At 33.2% G+C, this 16253-nt stretch carries 14 protein-coding genes and 3 tRNA genes; 4 read left to right on the top strand and 13 right to left on the bottom strand.

Features of this window, described 5'->3' with window-relative positions:
• Window positions 1-62: 62 nt before the first annotated feature.
• The 7 genes from rsmA to LB941_RS07955 all read right to left on the bottom strand — a co-directional run bounded on the left by rsmA (window position 63) and on the right by LB941_RS07955 (window position 7629).
• Complete coding sequence (gene rsmA, locus LB941_RS07985) at window positions 63-953, bottom strand: 16S rRNA (adenine(1518)-N(6)/adenine(1519)-N(6))-dimethyltransferase RsmA (RefSeq protein WP_253361005.1); 891 nt, start codon at window positions 951-953, stop codon at window positions 63-65.
• Complete coding sequence (gene rnmV, locus LB941_RS07980; RefSeq protein ID WP_253361076.1) at window positions 943-1509, bottom strand: ribonuclease M5; 567 nt, start codon at window positions 1507-1509, stop codon at window positions 943-945. The genes rsmA and rnmV overlap by 11 nt, the downstream gene beginning before the upstream one ends.
• Window positions 1499-2287: a TatD family hydrolase gene (locus LB941_RS07975; protein WP_253361003.1), complete on the bottom strand. Its 789-nt coding sequence runs from the start codon at window positions 2285-2287 to the stop codon at window positions 1499-1501. The genes rnmV and LB941_RS07975 overlap by 11 nt, the downstream gene beginning before the upstream one ends.
• Window positions 2288-2448: 161 nt before the next feature.
• Complete coding sequence (gene metG / locus LB941_RS07970) at window positions 2449-4476, bottom strand: methionine--tRNA ligase (RefSeq protein WP_253361001.1); 2028 nt, start codon at window positions 4474-4476, stop codon at window positions 2449-2451.
• Between the two features lie 205 nt (window positions 4477-4681).
• Window positions 4682-5389, bottom strand: a complete 708-nt coding sequence (locus LB941_RS07965; protein ID WP_253360999.1) for an NAD-dependent protein deacylase — start codon at window positions 5387-5389, stop codon at window positions 4682-4684.
• 21 nt (window positions 5390-5410) lie between these two features.
• Complete coding sequence (locus LB941_RS07960; protein ID WP_253360997.1) at window positions 5411-6364, bottom strand: IpaB/EvcA family protein; 954 nt, start codon at window positions 6362-6364, stop codon at window positions 5411-5413.
• A complete protein-coding gene (locus LB941_RS07955) occupies window positions 6364-7629 on the bottom strand; it encodes a hydroxymethylglutaryl-CoA reductase, degradative (RefSeq protein WP_253360995.1) in 1266 nt (421 codons plus the stop codon). Before LB941_RS07955 ends, LB941_RS07960 begins: the two co-directional genes overlap by 1 nt.
• Window positions 7630-7769: 140 nt before the next feature.
• Here LB941_RS07955 and LB941_RS07950 point away from each other — a divergent pair, with 140 nt between their 5' ends.
• Complete coding sequence (locus LB941_RS07950; protein WP_253360993.1) at window positions 7770-8567, top strand: substrate-binding periplasmic protein; 798 nt, start codon at window positions 7770-7772, stop codon at window positions 8565-8567.
• Between the two features lie 201 nt (window positions 8568-8768).
• On the opposite strand, the gene LB941_RS07945 is transcribed toward LB941_RS07950, so the two are convergent.
• Genes LB941_RS07945 through trpS form a run of 3 tightly spaced genes read right to left on the bottom strand, consistent with a single transcriptional unit; the run spans window position 8769 to window position 10989 of the window.
• Window positions 8769-8948, bottom strand: a complete 180-nt coding sequence (locus LB941_RS07945; RefSeq protein ID WP_253360990.1) for a hypothetical protein — start codon at window positions 8946-8948, stop codon at window positions 8769-8771.
• A 31-nt stretch (window positions 8949-8979) separates the two neighbouring features.
• Window positions 8980-9900, bottom strand: coding sequence for a Ppx/GppA phosphatase family protein (locus tag LB941_RS07940; protein ID WP_253361074.1), 921 nt, complete (start codon window positions 9898-9900; stop codon window positions 8980-8982).
• Between the two features lie 60 nt (window positions 9901-9960).
• The gene (gene trpS / locus LB941_RS07935) at window positions 9961-10989 is read right to left on the bottom strand and encodes a tryptophan--tRNA ligase (RefSeq protein ID WP_253360988.1); all 1029 of its coding nucleotides are present in this window, start codon (window positions 10987-10989) and stop codon (window positions 9961-9963) included.
• Window positions 10990-11516: 527 nt separating this feature from the next.
• Here trpS and LB941_RS07930 point away from each other — a divergent pair.
• From LB941_RS07930 to LB941_RS07920, 3 genes are all read left to right on the top strand, one after another.
• Window positions 11517-12515: a cation diffusion facilitator family transporter gene (locus LB941_RS07930; protein WP_253360986.1), complete on the top strand. Its 999-nt coding sequence runs from the start codon at window positions 11517-11519 to the stop codon at window positions 12513-12515.
• A gap of 139 nt (window positions 12516-12654) precedes the next feature.
• Entirely contained in the window at window positions 12655-14922 is a 2268-nt protein-coding gene (gene helD, locus LB941_RS07925) for an RNA polymerase recycling motor HelD (protein WP_253360984.1), read from the top strand.
• A 62-nt stretch (window positions 14923-14984) separates the two neighbouring features.
• Window positions 14985-15057: transfer RNA gene (locus LB941_RS07920), tRNA-Thr, on the top strand.
• Window positions 15058-15183: 126 nt separating this feature from the next.
• Here LB941_RS07920 and LB941_RS07915 read toward each other — a convergent pair.
• The 3 genes from LB941_RS07915 to LB941_RS07905 all read right to left on the bottom strand — a co-directional run bounded on the left by LB941_RS07915 (window position 15184) and on the right by LB941_RS07905 (window position 16252).
• Complete coding sequence (locus LB941_RS07915; protein ID WP_253360982.1) at window positions 15184-15765, bottom strand: sigma-70 family RNA polymerase sigma factor; 582 nt, start codon at window positions 15763-15765, stop codon at window positions 15184-15186.
• Window positions 15766-16098: 333 nt separating this feature from the next.
• Window positions 16099-16170 (bottom strand) — tRNA-Gly (locus tag LB941_RS07910).
• Window positions 16171-16179: 9 nt separating this feature from the next.
• Window positions 16180-16252 (bottom strand) — tRNA-Val (locus LB941_RS07905).
• Window position 16253 lies beyond the last annotated feature (1 nt).

The following is a 16253-nucleotide window of genomic DNA, read 5'->3' as shown; positions in this document are numbered from 1 at the left end:
ATTAGTGTAAAAACTAACTAGGCTATCTTAACAAGTTTTAACGGTTTTTATCTTAATGACTATTATTTCAATCCATTTACTAACAAAGCATCTGATAGTTTAACAAATTCAGTAATTGTTAAACGTTCTGCACGAATTGAAGGCTCTATTTGCGCCAGCTGTAGTGCTTTTTCTATTGATTCTTTAATATCTGCTTCTTTTCCATATAGTCCTTGTAAATTATTCCAAAGACTCTTTCTGCGATGCATAAAAGCTCCTTTTACAAGTTTATGAAAATGCGTCTCATCTTGTGGCATTTCACTTTTATGTTCTTTCATTGTCAAAGATATAATAGCTGAATCTACCTTAGGTTGAGGTACAAATACCGTTTTAGGTACAATAAATGCTACCTCACAATCCATTTCGTATTGAATTGCAATTGATAATGAGCCATAATCTTTTGTCCCTGGTTTAGCAGCAAGACGATTAGCTACTTCTTTTTGCATCATTACAACAATACCCGCTAATTTTACCTTTGTACTTAATAAGTGCATGATAATTGGTGTTGTAATATAATATGGCAAATTAGCCACAATTTTTAAATTATGTTTACCATCAAAATAACGCGCAATTAATTTTTCTAAATCAGCCTTTAGAATATCTTGATGAACTACTTGAATATTTGAGTATGGCGCTAATGTTTCTGAAAGTACGGGTAATAAGCGTTCATCAATCTCTAATGCTAAAACTTGGTGCGCTTTTTTTGCTAATTGTTCTGTCAAAGCTCCAATGCCAGGACCAATTTCAATTACATCATCGTCTGTGCTAACTTGGGCAGCAGACACAATTTTTTTCAAAACATTTATATCAGTTAAAAAGTTTTGGCCTAAGCTCTTTTTAAAAGTTAATCCATATGCTTCCATAATTGCTTTTGTTCTAGTTGGTGAAGCAATTTCAGGGATTTCATTTGCCATCTTGTTCCTCCATCTTGTTAATATAACGCATTGCTTCTGCAAACTCTTCGCGCGTAATCTGGAATAGATTTAATCGCTTATACAATTGTTTTCCATTTGTATAACCAATATGTAGATATTCTCCCAATTCACGTCGCTTTTTTTTCGCATCCGCTCCTAAAATTAAACCTGCTATTGCTAAGTCCTCACGAGTAATTAAAACTTGACCTTCTGGTTGTTCTGTATACAAATTACGTAAGGCGGCTCGGATTGCCTCAAAGCTTGCATGTTCAACCCCTAAACTGCCTTTGTGATTGGGAGCCGCTTCACTCCTATTCAAAAAAGCATGTTTTACTCCTGGTACTGCTTCACGAATCGTTTTTCGTATTTTTTCGCCTGAATAATCAGGATCTGTAAATACAATAACGCCTCTCTTTTCATGTAATTCTTCAATTTGCTCTAAAGTTTCTTCACTGATAGCTGAACCCCGCGTTTCTAATGTATCGGCATTAACCGCCATATTTATCCGCTTTGTATCTGATTTTCCTTCAACTACAATGACTTCTTTAATTTTCATTTTTTCTTCTGTCATCTATTTTTAAAATCCTTTTCGTATTCTGATAAGTTATTTCTGAAAGTTTCGTTACTGGTATGTTAAGTTTTTGCGCTAAAAATTCTAGTGTATAGCGTACCATTGCGGGTTCATTCATTCTTCCCCGAAATGGTAATGGCGTTAGATATGGTGCATCTGTTTCAACCAAAATTTTATCTAATGGTGTCTTTTTAGCAGCTTGTAAAACTTCTTTAGCATTACCAAAGGTCACAACTCCACTATATGACAAATACATCCCTAGTTCAATAAACTTATTCGCCCAGTTTTCATCACCATTAAAACTATGCATAATTCCTGTAAATCCATCATAGTAATGTTCTTTCAAAATGCTATACGTGTCTGCCGTAGCATCTCTATTGTGGATACTAACAGGTAAATCTAGCTCTTTTGCTAATTGCAATTGTCTTTCAAAAACTTTTTTTTGAATCGTATGATCTATCTCATTATGATAATCCAAACCTATCTCACCTAATACACACACTTTAGGCTGAGCTAGCACTTGATGTAACCATTGTTCTTTTTCCTCATTGTACCCTGTAGCATTGTCTGGGTGAATACCAATTGCTCCGTAGATATGTGGATACTTATCACAAAGAGACAACATTTTAGCAGCACTTTCTTCGTCATAGGCTACTAATAACATTGCTGATACGTCCATTGCTGCAGCACGTTCAATAACGTCGGGCAAGTCATTAGCAAAAATTGGGGCATTTATATGTGTATGTGAATCAAAAATTTCCATATTTTTCTCCATTAATTAATCTATTTACCCTTAATTTTACAACTAAATTTGTTTTTCTGAAACAGTTTAAGAATGGGACAAAAAATAGCTTGCCCTTGCGCAACACTATCTTTTGTCCCACATTTTAAATTTTAGATATACTTTTGCTTGTTTTTGTTCTATTATCCAACTATCGAACCAGCAGGGATATTATCAGGAACCGTAATTAGTTGGACTGTTTCCCCAAATTCGGCAGATAAGAGCATTCCTTGGCTAACTTCTCCGCGCATTTCACGTGGTTTCAAATTAGTAACTGCAACTACATTCTTACCAACCAATTCAGTTGGTTCTGGATACCATTGTGCTATTCCAGATAAAATTTGACGTTCACCTTCATCACCAGCATCTAGTCGGAATTTCAATAATTTATCTGCTCCTTTTACTCGCGAAACAGCCTTAATTCTTGCAACTTTCAATTCAACTTTATCAAATTTATCAAAACGAATTGCATCTTTGGTTAGATTTAATTGGGTCTGTTTAGGATCAAAATTATTTGCTGCTTGTTCAGCCAATGCTTTACGACCTTTAACCTTTTGTGTTTTTGTCATTTTAGCTTTGATATAGGCAATTTCTTCTTCCACATCTAAGCGTGGAAAAATAGGTGTTCCTTTGGCAACAACAACCGTTTTTACAGGTAAATCAAAGAATGAAGCACCCTTAATTGAAGTGTTTTCTTCAGCAATTCCTAATTGTTCAAAAATCTTTTTAGGTGCATGTGTCATTACAGGCTGTAATAAGATAGCAATCAAGCGTAAACTTGCAACTAAATGTGCTAGCACACTATCAAGTTCGGCTGCTTTAGCTTCATCTTTGGCTAAACTCCATGGCTGTGTTTCATCAATATATTTATTAGAACGTGAAACAAATTTCCATAAAGCATCTAAGGCGTTAGAAAAACGAACCGCATCCATTTCCTTTTCATATTCAGCAATCATTGTCTGTGCTTCTTCTTCCAAAGAGCTATCAAATGCTGTTACACCAGCTCTAAGTTCCGGCACATTACCTGCCCGATACTTGTTAACCATAGCTACCGTTCTGTTCAATAAATTGCCTAAATCATTAGCTAAGTCAAAATTAACGCGGCTGACAAAGTCTTCCGGTGTAAAAACACCATCATTTCCAAATGGTACAGCTCTCATCAAATAGTATCTTAATGCATCTAAACCATATCTTTCCACTAGCATTTCTGGATAGATAACATTACCCTTTGATTTAGACATTTTACCGTCTTTCATCAACAACCATCCGTGTCCAATAACATGCTTAGGTAATGGTTGATCTAACGCCATTAAAATAATTGGCCAATAAATTGTATGGAAACGCACAATTTCTTTTCCTACCATCTGGACATCAGCTGGCCAATATTTTTTATATAAACTAGCATCTTCGCCCGTTTCATAGCCTAATGCTGTAATGTAGTTACATAACGCATCTATCCACACATAAACAACATGCTTCGGATTACTTGGAACTTTTACCCCCCAATTAAAACTTGTCCGTGTTAAGGCCAAATCCTCTAAACCTGGTTTGATGAAATTGTTTATCATCTCATTTTTACGGTTTTCTGGAATAATAAAATCAGGATGCGCATCATAATATTCAACTAGACGCTTTGCATACTTACTCATTTTAAAGAAATAACAATCTTCTTCGACTAATTGAACTTCGTGACCAGAAGGAGCTTTGCCTCCGGTCATGTTGCCATCATCATCTCGATAGACTTCAGCTAATTGTGATTCTGTAAAGTATTCTTCATCAGAAACTGAATACCATCCCTTATACTTACCTAAATAAATATCACCTTTAGCCAATAACTTTTCAAAAATGTTCTGCACAGCTTTTTCATGATAACTATCTGTTGTTCTAATAAATTTATCATTAGAAATTTCTAGTGTTTTCCAAAGTTCCTTAATTTTAGCTGCCATTTGATCTACGTAGTCTTGCGGAGACATTTTTAATTCTTCTGCTTTTTGTTCAATCTTTAAACCATGTTCATCTGTTCCCGTCAAGAAAAACACATCAAAGTCTTGTAATCGCTTATAACGCGCTAAAACATCACATGCTATCGTTGTATATGAATTACCAATATGTAGTTTGCCTGATGGATAATAGATTGGCGTAGTTATATAAAATGTTGGTTTTTCAGCCATTAAATTCAATTCCTTTCACAATAACGTTTTTTACCTCTCGAAAAATTAAAATAAAACCAAAAAACGTTAAAAATTACTGCTAGATGTTTAAAGTATACCATAATCTTTATTTCAATACGAGAAGCATTGATTGTTCTTTAAGCCTATTATTACAGTATCTTTTATTAATCTAGATTCCATACCTCTTTATGCTATCTCAAAATATTTAGGCTTTAATGGTAACTTGTTCAAATTCTTGAACAGCATCACCTTTAATCATAATTCCCTTTTCCGGCAAGCTAATTGTTTCTTTATTAACCGCCACAACTTTCGCATTGGAATTACGATACTCTATTAAACCCGCAAATGGATATACAACAAAAGACGTTCCACAAACTACAATTGTATCAGCTTGTTGCAATGCTAAAACTGATTTTTGTAGATTTTCTTGTTTAATTCCTTCTTCATACAACACAACATCTGCCCGTAAAATGCCACCACAGTTTTGATGGTGCATACTTTGCAAATAGGTTTGATAAGGAACTCTTTGATGACATTTTTGACAGTATATTTTATATAAATTCCCATGAAACTCAACTAACCTATCGACAGGTACACCTGACTGTCCATGTAAATTATCTATATTTTGTGTAATAATAATTGCTTTACCTGCTTTTGCAAAAGCAGCCATTTTTTTATGGATAATATTTGGCTTAGAATTAGGGTAATATAAGTTATGTTTAACATATTGATAAAAGGTTTCTGGTTCACGGATTAAGCAAGTATGACTCAACAAATACTCTGGTGTTTTCTTTTGTGCATATAACCCATTTTTAGAACGATAATCAGGGATACCCGATGCTGTTGAAACACCTGCACCTGTTAAAAAAACAATCTTATTTGCACGATTTAATATTTTGTTAAGCTCTGTCATTATTGCTCACCTTTCTTTAACTTAGCGCGTTAAATATGGATATCCCGTCTTTTTTAAATAGGTTCCAGTTTGCATCGCATAAATATCTGCAAATTGCTTTTTCTTATCCATATTTTTTTCAGAAAAAATAAATGTATTTTGGCCATCGCTTTTGAACTTACCTATATATGCATCCTTAAAATGTAGATTATCTTGAAATGCTGAATGATATATTCCAAATAACTGTTGGACTTCTAAACGACTTTGGCGTTCACTTAAAACTGCTGTAAGAGTTGCAAACTCATTTAAATGCATCTTCATTAATCCCCAGCTTTGTAGTTGCTCATCAAAAAGCTGCCAAACTTTAACAACGGCCCGTCGCATCGCAAAGGCTGTCTTAATTTCTTTTTTAGTTGCTTCAGCATAAAGCTGTTGCGCAGCTCGCAAAGAATTCGGATATAATTCTTCAAGTTTAGGTATTATCACTTCCAACTGGTCTTTAAAAAAGACTAATGTGTCAAATAAAGTTAATGTTCTCAATACCATCCATTGATCAGTCGTGCCTTCAGGTTCAGGCTTAAGCGTTGCTAATACACCTTTAAAATATAATTCTTCAATCTGATTATCGATTAAACCACGATCACGCTGTTGTTGGTACACTACAAAATGCAAAACTGAGTCATATAATTCAGTTGCTGTAATCATTAGCTGTTCATCCAGTTTGCGATCACCACTTGTTAAATTAAATGAAATTCGCGGAGTTCCCTTAAACATTAAAATAAAATGTAATAACTCATGTGACACTGTATAATTCGGCGCTGTTTGATCATATACATCAACTTTAATATGTCCATCAGCTAAATATTGTTGTGCTTGATTATGACGTAAATAGCCTACACTTTTATCTAAATAACTAAATTCGATTTTTCCAGGATGAATTTGTTGAACTTCTTTAATAAGATCATTAACAGTAGCATTCAAAACCACTTCCGACATTAATTTTCCTTCTTTCGTAATTGTTCCAATAGTTTTTTAGCATTTGCCGAATCTCTTACTTTATCTTTTTCTAATAAATTAACCAACATGTTAATTTCTGTTAATTTTGCACCTACTGTCACAGCAAGAGATTTCATTTGTAAATGCATATGTCCTTTCTGAATTCCTTCAGTTACGAGTGCATTTAAAGCAGCTAAATTTTGGGCTAAACCAACACAGACGACAATTCTCTCTAAGTGCTCTGCGTTATTAATCTGCAATAACTTATGGTTAATTTTTACAAGTGGAACAATGCCGATTGACCCACCAACAAACCCTAGAGGCAATGGCAACGTCATTTCACCAATAAGCTTATCTGCCTCAACTTTCCAATTACTTAATCCGCGATATTGTCCATCGCGAGCTGCATATGCGTGAATTCCGGCTTCAATCGCCCGCCAATCATTACCACTGGCTAAAACAACAGCATCAACACCATTCATTATCCCCTTATTATGTGTAGCAGCACGATACACATCTAATTGGGCAACACGACTAGCTTGCGCAATTTTTTTAGCAACTTGTAGTCCAGAAATATTTCCTTTAGCTAATTTATCCACTGGAATTTCACATTGTGCAGTTGCTAAACATGAAGTTGCATAATTAGATAAAATGCTCATTAAGATATCTTGATTAAATTTTCGCTGAATAAAATTTGCTACTGCTTCAAGCATTGTATTTAGCATATTTGCTCCCATAGCTTGTTTCACATCAACTGCTAAATCAACTGAAATAAGATCATGATCTAAAATACGTAAACGAATCCAACGAGCTCCTCCACCACGTTTTAAAATAGATGGGTGCGCATCATTTGCGACTTTTAACATCTGTGCGGTATAATCCTCTAATTTTGCAATTAATTTTTCAGCTTCTACTACATTCTCGAGTAAAACTTGACCTATCATTAAACGTTCTACTAATTTAGTTTTAAATCCACCAGCTGCCTTTATAATTTTAGCACCATGGCAACTTGCAGCAACCACTGATGGTTCTTCAGTAACCATTGGAATAACATACTCTTGCCCATCAATTAAATAATTAAGACCTAATCCTTCCGGTAAAGAATACTCTGTTATAAAATTTTCAATAACTGTATCACCTAAAGAATTTGCAGAAACAAGCTCACGTAAATATGTTATTTCATTAACATTTAGTAGATGTTTTTCTTCTAAAACTTGAAGGCGTTCATTCCATGTTTTTTGATAATATTTTTTAAATCCAGACATTTTTACTTCCTTTCAAAAAAAACGATTAGTTTTAAAAATTTTAAACTTTACTTGTCAATGTATATTATATAATAAACTAGGACTAGAAAAAAATTTTGTTTTATAAATAGTCCTATCAATCAAATTAAGGGGGTCTTTTTTTGAAAAGACTGCTAGGATTCTTTTTATTGAGTTTTAGTTTACTACTGGGGACTTTAACAACCGTTTCAAACGTGCATGCCCAAACAGTTTTAAAAGTAGGTGTGTTAAAAACAAATAAACCATATAGCTCATATTCCCAACATAAATATACTGGTTTAGATGTTTCTCTTGCTAAAAAGTTAGGGACCGAATTAAATAGATCTGTTAAGATTATTGCTGTTAAAAATCACAAGCAACTGTTTTCAAAACTACGTACGCACAAAATTGATATTGCCTTGGGTAGTAGTGATACAAGTATTGTACCAAGTGAATTTTCAAAGACAAACTCCTATTTATATCCAGGAAATATCTTATTTATTCGCCACGATAGTAAATATAAAACAATCACTAAACTTGCAAATCACAATGTAGGTATGCTAATAGATAATAATCAAGCTTCACTGCTTACAAGCTTACAAATGCATCCTAAAAAATATAAAAATATGACTTCTTTACTAACTGCTTTAAACAAAGGAAAAGTAAAGGCTGCTATTCTAAGTGATTATCAATATTCAAAATTACTTGTTGATCAACCCGAATTGGTAAAAGCAAATGACCCTACTAATAAAAGTGAAGTTGCTCAAGTATTAAATCGTATTAGTGATTCACAGATTACCTCACAACAATTAGTAGCAAGTGTTTATCATAACAAAAAATTACTCCAACAACTTAACACAGCTCTCCAAAATCTAAAAAGTGATGGCACTATTTCAACATTATCTGAAAAGTTCTTGCGCCAAGATTGGTCATATCAATAAAAATACTATCAAAGAAAGCTTGGACTGTACAAAAGTTAATTAGCTAGAGCACGTTAAAGTCGTAATAATCCAGTTTTTGATTATCTGGATTAAGAGAAAAACACAATCAGTTGCCTTTTTAACACACCTTTTAATACCAATATTTTGAAAAAAGACGAGTCAGGGACAAAACCCAGACTCGTCTTTTAAGTCTAAAATATATTAGTTTCTTACAAAAAATCCGCCTAATAAAAATACTGCTGCAATTGCTATACCAACAAATATTGATTTTAAAATATTTGCGATTAAAATTATTAGAAACAACGCAAAGATTAGTTTAAACGAGAACTTAATAACTTTCCAAAAGATAAATAATGCTAACAATGATATTAAAAGTACCATAATTTTCACCTCTCATTGTACATACAAACTACTAAATCGATGTATACAAGATACCTTCCCGAACCCCACTCTCAGAAAAAATAATTTCTGGAATTTCTAATTGCTGAATTAATAACGCTATCGGAGTCAAGCCTCCCAAAATAATGTCAGCTCGCTCTGCATCAATACCTAACCGTTGCTCCCGTTCACGCCTATCCAAGCCAAGCCAATCCGTATAAATATTTAAGAAACTTCTTGCCGACATTTTGACACCATGAAAATCATCTAGGTTCTTTGCTCCACGTCGTTGCATCTCTGTCCGTGCTACAGTTCTATTCGCACCACCCAATAAAACCAGTGGTAAATATCGTCCTTCCAACAACCATCTTTGTTCATTAAAAATTTTTTGAATAAATCCTTGAAACCGAAAGAGATTTTGTGCAGATACTTCATCTGCCACATTAAATTTTTCCGTTAAACTAACTGCACCACAAGGGATACTTGTTAAATTGACAGCTTCACCATTTTTTACTACTACAAGCTCAAAACTGCCTCCACCCATATCACATAACATAAAATCATCTAAATTTAACGATTTTTTTACACCTACGTAATCATAATAGGCTTCTGCGTCACCAGATAAAACTTCAACTTCTACCCCTGTTAATTCCTTAACTTTTTGTAAAAAATCAGTACTGTTTTCTGCTGCTCTTACAGCTGCTGTCGCAATACCTTTAACTTTTAAATTAGGTAGATTTTCATATTCTTTTTTAAAACACTGTAAAGCAGCTAATGTTCGCTTAATTGCACTTTCCTGTAGTATTTTTTCATTAGAATTTTTCCCCATACCTTCAGCCATACGCGTCATTTTTTTCAATCGCTTAACTTCTTTAAATGTACCATTTTCAGAAAACTCATTAATTGAGAGACGTGTTGAATTAGATCCTAAATCTAACATTACTACATTTTGCATCATCTACACCTCATCTTATTGATTGACAAGATTATACCACATCTTTCATCAAAAATTAGTTTAGATTTCATCAAAATAATTTACACCAATAGCAGCTCTCACTTCAGCTAGCGTTTGATTAGCCACCTCATTTGCACGTGCACTGCCTTCTTTTAACATTCTGTACACTCCTGGAATATCACTTTCAAATTCCGCACGCTTTTTTCTAATTGGCGCTAATTTAGCTTCTAATACTTCATTTAGATAGCGTTTTATTTTGACATCACCTAAACCACCAGCTTGATATTGCTCTTTTAATTCAGCAACTTTTGCTTTATCATCATCAAAAACATCTAAATAGGTGAATACCATATTTCCTTCAATTCGGCCTGGGTCTTCAACATGAATATGCTTTGGATCAGTATACATTGACATTATCTTTTTCTTAAGCGTGTCCGCATCGTCTGATAAATAAATAGCATTACCTAATGACTTACTCATCTTTGCATTTCCATCTAAACCTGGTAATCTTCCTCTTCCTTTCGGAGGAAAGACACCCTTAGGTTCGACTAATACTTCCTTTCCATAAATCGAATTAAATGAACGTACAATTTCACGTGCTTGTTCAATCATGGGCTCCTGATCATCACCCACAGGAACTAAATCAGCTTTAAATGCTGTAATATCAGCTGTTTGGCTCACTGGATATGTGAAGAAACCTGCTGGAATCGAACGTTCAAAGTTCTTCTGTTGAATTTCAGCTTTAACTGTTGGATTTCGTTCTAACCGTGAAACAGTCACTAAGTTTAAATAGTATAAATTTAACTCGGCTAATGCTGCAATTTGTGATTGTACAAAAATAGTGGATTTCTTTGGATCAATTCCCACAGATAAATAATCTAGGGCTACTTGTAACAAAGAGTTTTTTATCTTCTCTGGATCTCTGGCATTATCAGTTAATGCTTGTTGGTCAGCAATCATAATAAATGAATCATAATCTCCTGAGTTTTGCATCTCTACTCGATTCAGTAATGAACCGATATAATGACCAAGATGTAGCTTTCCTGTTGGTCGATCACCTGTTAAAATAATTTGTTTTCTTTTCTCCATTTAAATCTGTCCCTTCTATACAAGATACTACCAAGAAAAAGACGCTATCATCCCTAAATAGGACGACAGCGCCGTGGTACCACCTATATTGCAGAAAATTCTGCCTCTTCTTAGTTTTTTATTCAATTATCTGTCTTCTCTCAGTTCCAATTCGACACGCAAAGATACTTTTCAGCTAAGGTATCTTCTCTGTTAATATTACGTTTCTACTATTACTGCTTCAACAAAGTACTCTTTTATTTTATCCAACAATGCTTAACTTTTCAACTTAAATAAACCTAAATTTCAATCTTTATATTAAAATTACACATAGAACTTAGCTGTATTAGACATTATCGAGTTAAATAAAGCACAATTATTTAAAATAGTTAACTTTAATCTTGTTTTCAATAAAATTAAATTGAATTCATCTACAGTTTTATATTATTTGAGTATTAGATATTAAGCTGTTAAAATAAGCACCATAATAGTTTATTCTTGAGTAATTTAAAATTTGGTTAACATAGTTATTAAGAGGGGGACTCTAATTGCGTAATATTAACCGTCACATAGAACGCGAATATCAAGCATGGGAAAAACTCCAAAGTAAAGAATTAGCTAAATTAAAGGCTGCTAGTAAACATCTAATTGTTAACGTAGGTGCCTACTTATCAATCTCAATATTGGAGTATTTTTTAGCACATATCAGTCATTCACAAACTTTAAGAGCCGATGCTTTTAATAACCTTTCGGGAATAATCTCAACAATTTTATTAATGGTTGGCCTTCATATCGCACAAGATATTGATGATGACGATATCGTTGGTGCACCTATACCTAAAATTTCTTTACGTCAAACAGGTAATGATCAGCGGGTTCAATTCACACGATTTAGATATGAAACCATCTTTACTCTCGTCACAAGTATTATCATGGTTACAATTTCATTAAGTGTTATTATTACAGGTATACAAAACCTTTTAATACCGAGCAAACGAATCGTTCCTAACCAATTTGCGCTTGTTGGTGCTGCAATTGCAAGTATCGTAATGCTAGGTGTATGGTATTACAATAAAAAAGCAGGCTTAAAGCTTCAAAATGCTGCTTTAGTTGCATCAGCTAAAGACAGTCTAAGTGATTCTCTTATGAGTATCGGGACCTTTATTTCAATTTTAGGTGCACGTTTATTTCATCTAACTTGGCTTGATGGCGCTGCTAGTATCTTAGTTGGTATATTCATATTGTATTCTGGTGCACGTATTTTTTGGGAAAGTAGTTTAAATTTAGCTGATTATTTTGATCCAAATGCTGAAGAACAATTTCGGCTATCCTTGAATAGGCTTCCTGAAATTAAAAAAGTTGACGAATTAAAGGCTCATTACAACGGTAATATAGTTACTTTAGATGTCGTTTTAGTCGTTGATGCAAACATGACCGTTTTAGATAGTTATCGTCTAGCTGAGTCAATTGAAAATTTAATGCTACATCGTTTTGGGATTATTGATACAGATGTTTCTTTTATCCCTGATGCTGAAACAATTCACTAATAATAACATCGGTCTTATCTACTATGAATGTAGTCTATGAGGCCTTATTTTTATATATAACAAGCACATAATTTTTACTTGCTATAAACTAATATCCATGTTAGCATATTGTGCAGTTTATTAATTAAGGAGATAATTCATGGAAAAAGAGCGTCAAATAGAGCAACAACGCGTCGCTATGGTGCGACATGAAATTTCTAATCAACTACTACAAGCGCAAACCGTCTACGATAAGGCTCAAAAAGAGCGTTCTTTAGTAGAAAAAAATTATGTTCAAAATGCCCGGATAAACACCTTTGAGATTGATGATCGTATGGAAACCAATGCTGAAATTCAGCAACAAAAGCAATTGGTCGCAAAAAACATCGAAAATGAGCAAATCTTAAATAAACAAATCAAAGAACTAAAACAACTAAACAATTCCCCTTACTTTGGTCGCATAGACATTCAAGATTCAGCAGATGACAACGAAACACTCTATATTGGCACAGCTTCTTTAGTTGGTTCTAATCAGGAATTTATAATATATGATTGGCGTGCTCCAATTTCTTCTATTTACTATAATGGTCGACTTGGAGAAGTTGAATATGAAACACCTATGGGAAAACAAACTACTAATTTAAAACGGAAACGTCAATTCACGATTAATAATGGAATAATAAAAAATATGTTTGATACTAATGAACTTGTGGGTGATGAAATTCTTAAAAGTGTTTTAGGTGAACACAGTGATGAATATATGCATAATATTGTTGCTACCATTCAAAAAGAGCAAAATGATATAATTCGCGACACAAAACATGATTTGCTCCTAGTTCAAGGTGTTGCTGGTAGTGGTAAAACCTCAGCCATTTTACAAAGGATTGCTTTTTTACTTTACCATAGTCGTACGAGTTTAAATGCTGATCAAATCGTATTGTTTTCACCTAATTTATTGTTTAGCCGTTATATCTCTGAGGTTTTGCCAAGCTTAGGTGAACGAAACATGCGTCAACTTACTTTAGCAGAATTTTTAGCTCAACGTTTTCAAGGACTAACCGTTGAAACTTTATTCGAACGTTACGAAAAAAAACCTACATTAAGTAAAAAGCAGCGTAATATCCAACAATTAAAAGAACAAGCTTCTTTTATGCAGCAAATTAAAGATTATGTTGCTTCACTTAATTCAAAACAACTACAATTTACTGATATTATGCTAGGTGGGACAACTATCTTTAATCACACAGAGATTTCTGAAATTTTTGCTAATTTGCCAACCACTATGAAAACCCCACAACGTTTTTTTGAAACTAAAAACAAATTAATTAAACGGCTAAATAAACTAGTCAATAAAGAATCACGGTCAGATTGGGTACTAGAAAAAATTGATATTCTTTCGGATGAACAATATAATGCTTATTTAGAAAATAAACAACGTGGTCTGTTCCAAGAAATAAGTGATGAAGAACACTATATTGCACATCAAATTGTTAAACAACATTACGCGGTAGTTTATGATGCTTTATACAACAATTACTTTATTGATATCTATGCACAATATGAAGATTTTCTGCAATTAAATCTTAAGAGTGCTCTACCTTTATTTGTGGAGCATCTAGAACTCCACAAACTTGCTCTAGAAGATTGTGCACCTCTACTTTATTTACGTGATTTAATCACTGATAGTGGCCGCAACCATACAATTGCACACCTATTTATTGATGAAATCCAAGATTACACTTTATCCCAACTTATATACCTACATTTTGCCTTTCCTAATGCAAAATTGACATTACTTGGTGATAGTGAACAGGCTCTTTTTAATCCACTAGTCAGTAACTCTAGTTTGTTAGATTCTTTAGAAAAAACTTTGAATATTAAAAAAACACGCACAATTGCTTTGAATAAAAGCTATCGTTCGACTACTGAAATAACTAATTTTATGAAATCCTTACTACCAGATGGTGATAAAATTCAAGCATTTACCCGTTCTGGTAATAAACCACATATCGTTTTTGCTAATGACAATACAGCAGCAGAACAGGCCCTTTATGTCCATATCCATAAAGCACTTGAAAATAATGATCAAATTGCGATAATTACAGCTAATATGCAAGAAAGTAACCAAATCTATAATAAACTAAATAAAAGATTTCCTACAACTTTACTAACTGATGCTGATCGCGTATTACCAAAAGGTGTTATTATTTTACCCATTTATCTAGCTAAAGGCTTAGAATTTGATAATGTAATTGCTTATGACGTTTCATCAAAAAATTATTCACATCCAAGTAGTATTGGTATCTTATATACAATTTGTTCACGCGCAATGCACCATTTGATATTAATAAGTATTGAAGAATTAGCTCCCGTTCTCTCGACTATTGACCCCAATCTTTATATCAAAGAACAGGCCTCCACTTTCTAATAATCTAAATTACTACTTGCATTTATTTAAGCAGTATAATATACTATTTTAGGTACTGCAATGCCACTTTAGCTCAGCAGGTAGAGCATCACCATGGTAAGGTGGGGGTCACCGGTTCAAATCCGGTAAGTGGCTTTCGTATAACTGTAATTTAGTTAAAAAGATGTAATCCTTGTATTTTTATTACAAGAATTACATCTTTTTTATTTCACTTCTATTTATCTATTACACTACTCGCATAGCATTACCCCAATTTATTTATCAATACATTCTGTTTAATTTATTTTTATAACGATAAATTGCATTATAAACATTAGCTAATGGTATTTTTAACATTTCTGAAATTTCTTTAGGTGTATATTCATATATAAGATGCATTTGAAAAACTTTAAATTCTATTTTTGAAAAGAAATTTGGAATTCTATTTAAAATATCGTTTAATACTATAAAGTCTTCAATGCCAAATGTTCTCTTATCATCTTCCAAAATATCCTCACCTTTTTTCTTTAGTAAATTATCTAAAGAAACATCTTTTTCCTTTCCTCCACGCTTTCGAGCATTTTCATATCGTAAAAGCGTATGATATTGATTTAACAAGCAGCGCTTGAAATATACTCCATAAGTTATCTCCATATCATTTTGATATGACATGACAGTTTGATAACAAATAATTCTTGCTTCTTGTATAAGATCATCGATATCTAAATAACTAAATTTGAAATAATTTATACATGTTGCAACTAATGGCCGATAACACGTAAACAATTCATTAAACATATCCCCTGTTTGAAATCTTTTAAAATTTCTAATCAATTCTTTTATATCATCTGTATCATCAATCATCCAAAATCACCCCTATATCTTTGAATACATATAGGATAACTTATTTTTAATTTCAATGTTGTAAAATATTTTACAAACTCAAAAAATTTATGTTTACAATATAAGAAAAGTAAACTAACTGATTACAAAAATATATTATGAGGCAATTAACTAGAGTGGCCTAACATCTCACTCCGGATAATCTCAATCTCATATTTGGCATATTTAGATTAAGAGATTAAGTTCAACTAGTTATCTTTAAGTACGCATTTTCACACCAAAGATCTAGAAATAAAAAGAGTCCGAAACTTTTTGTCCCAGACTCGAATCTTTAACCGATTTATTCATATTATAAGCGGAAGACGGGATTCGAACCCGCGACCCCCACCTTGGCAAGGTGATGTTCTACCACTGAACTACTTCCGCAAAAAAAAATGGAGGATACAGGGCTCGAACCTGTGACCCTCTGCTTGTAAGGCAGACGCTCTCCCAACTGAGCTAATCCTCCA

The organism is Ligilactobacillus ubinensis (assembly GCF_024160875.1).
Lineage (GTDB): Bacteria > Bacillota > Bacilli > Lactobacillales > Lactobacillaceae > Ligilactobacillus > Ligilactobacillus ubinensis.
This window is presented reverse-complemented; position numbering and strand designations above follow the sequence as displayed.

What these genes read in the sequence shown, in the direction of transcription:
- rnmV (WP_253361076.1), bottom strand. Translation starts at nt 1,509, where the DNA reads ATGAAAATTAAAGAAGTCATTGTAGTTGAAGGAAAATCAGATACAAAG.
- rsmA (WP_253361005.1), bottom strand. Translation starts at nt 953, where the DNA reads ATGGCAAATGAAATCCCTGAAATTGCTTCACCAACTAGAACAAAAGCA.
- LB941_RS07940 (WP_253361074.1), bottom strand. Translation starts at nt 9,900, where the DNA reads ATGCAAAATGTAGTAATGTTAGATTTAGGATCTAATTCAACACGTCTC.
- trpS (WP_253360988.1), bottom strand. Translation starts at nt 10,989, where the DNA reads ATGGAGAAAAGAAAACAAATTATTTTAACAGGTGATCGACCAACAGGA.
- helD (WP_253360984.1), top strand. Translation starts at nt 12,655, where the DNA reads ATGGAAAAAGAGCGTCAAATAGAGCAACAACGCGTCGCTATGGTGCGA.
- LB941_RS07915 (WP_253360982.1), bottom strand. Translation starts at nt 15,765, where the DNA reads ATGATTGATGATACAGATGATATAAAAGAATTGATTAGAAATTTTAAA.
- LB941_RS07945 (WP_253360990.1), bottom strand. Translation starts at nt 8,948, where the DNA reads ATGGTACTTTTAATATCATTGTTAGCATTATTTATCTTTTGGAAAGTT.
- LB941_RS07955 (WP_253360995.1), bottom strand. Translation starts at nt 7,629, where the DNA reads ATGTCTGGATTTAAAAAATATTATCAAAAAACATGGAATGAACGCCTT.
- metG (WP_253361001.1), bottom strand. Translation starts at nt 4,476, where the DNA reads ATGGCTGAAAAACCAACATTTTATATAACTACGCCAATCTATTATCCA.
- LB941_RS07975 (WP_253361003.1), bottom strand. Translation starts at nt 2,287, where the DNA reads ATGGAAATTTTTGATTCACATACACATATAAATGCCCCAATTTTTGCT.
- LB941_RS07960 (WP_253360997.1), bottom strand. Translation starts at nt 6,364, where the DNA reads ATGTCGGAAGTGGTTTTGAATGCTACTGTTAATGATCTTATTAAAGAA.
- LB941_RS07965 (WP_253360999.1), bottom strand. Translation starts at nt 5,389, where the DNA reads ATGACAGAGCTTAACAAAATATTAAATCGTGCAAATAAGATTGTTTTT.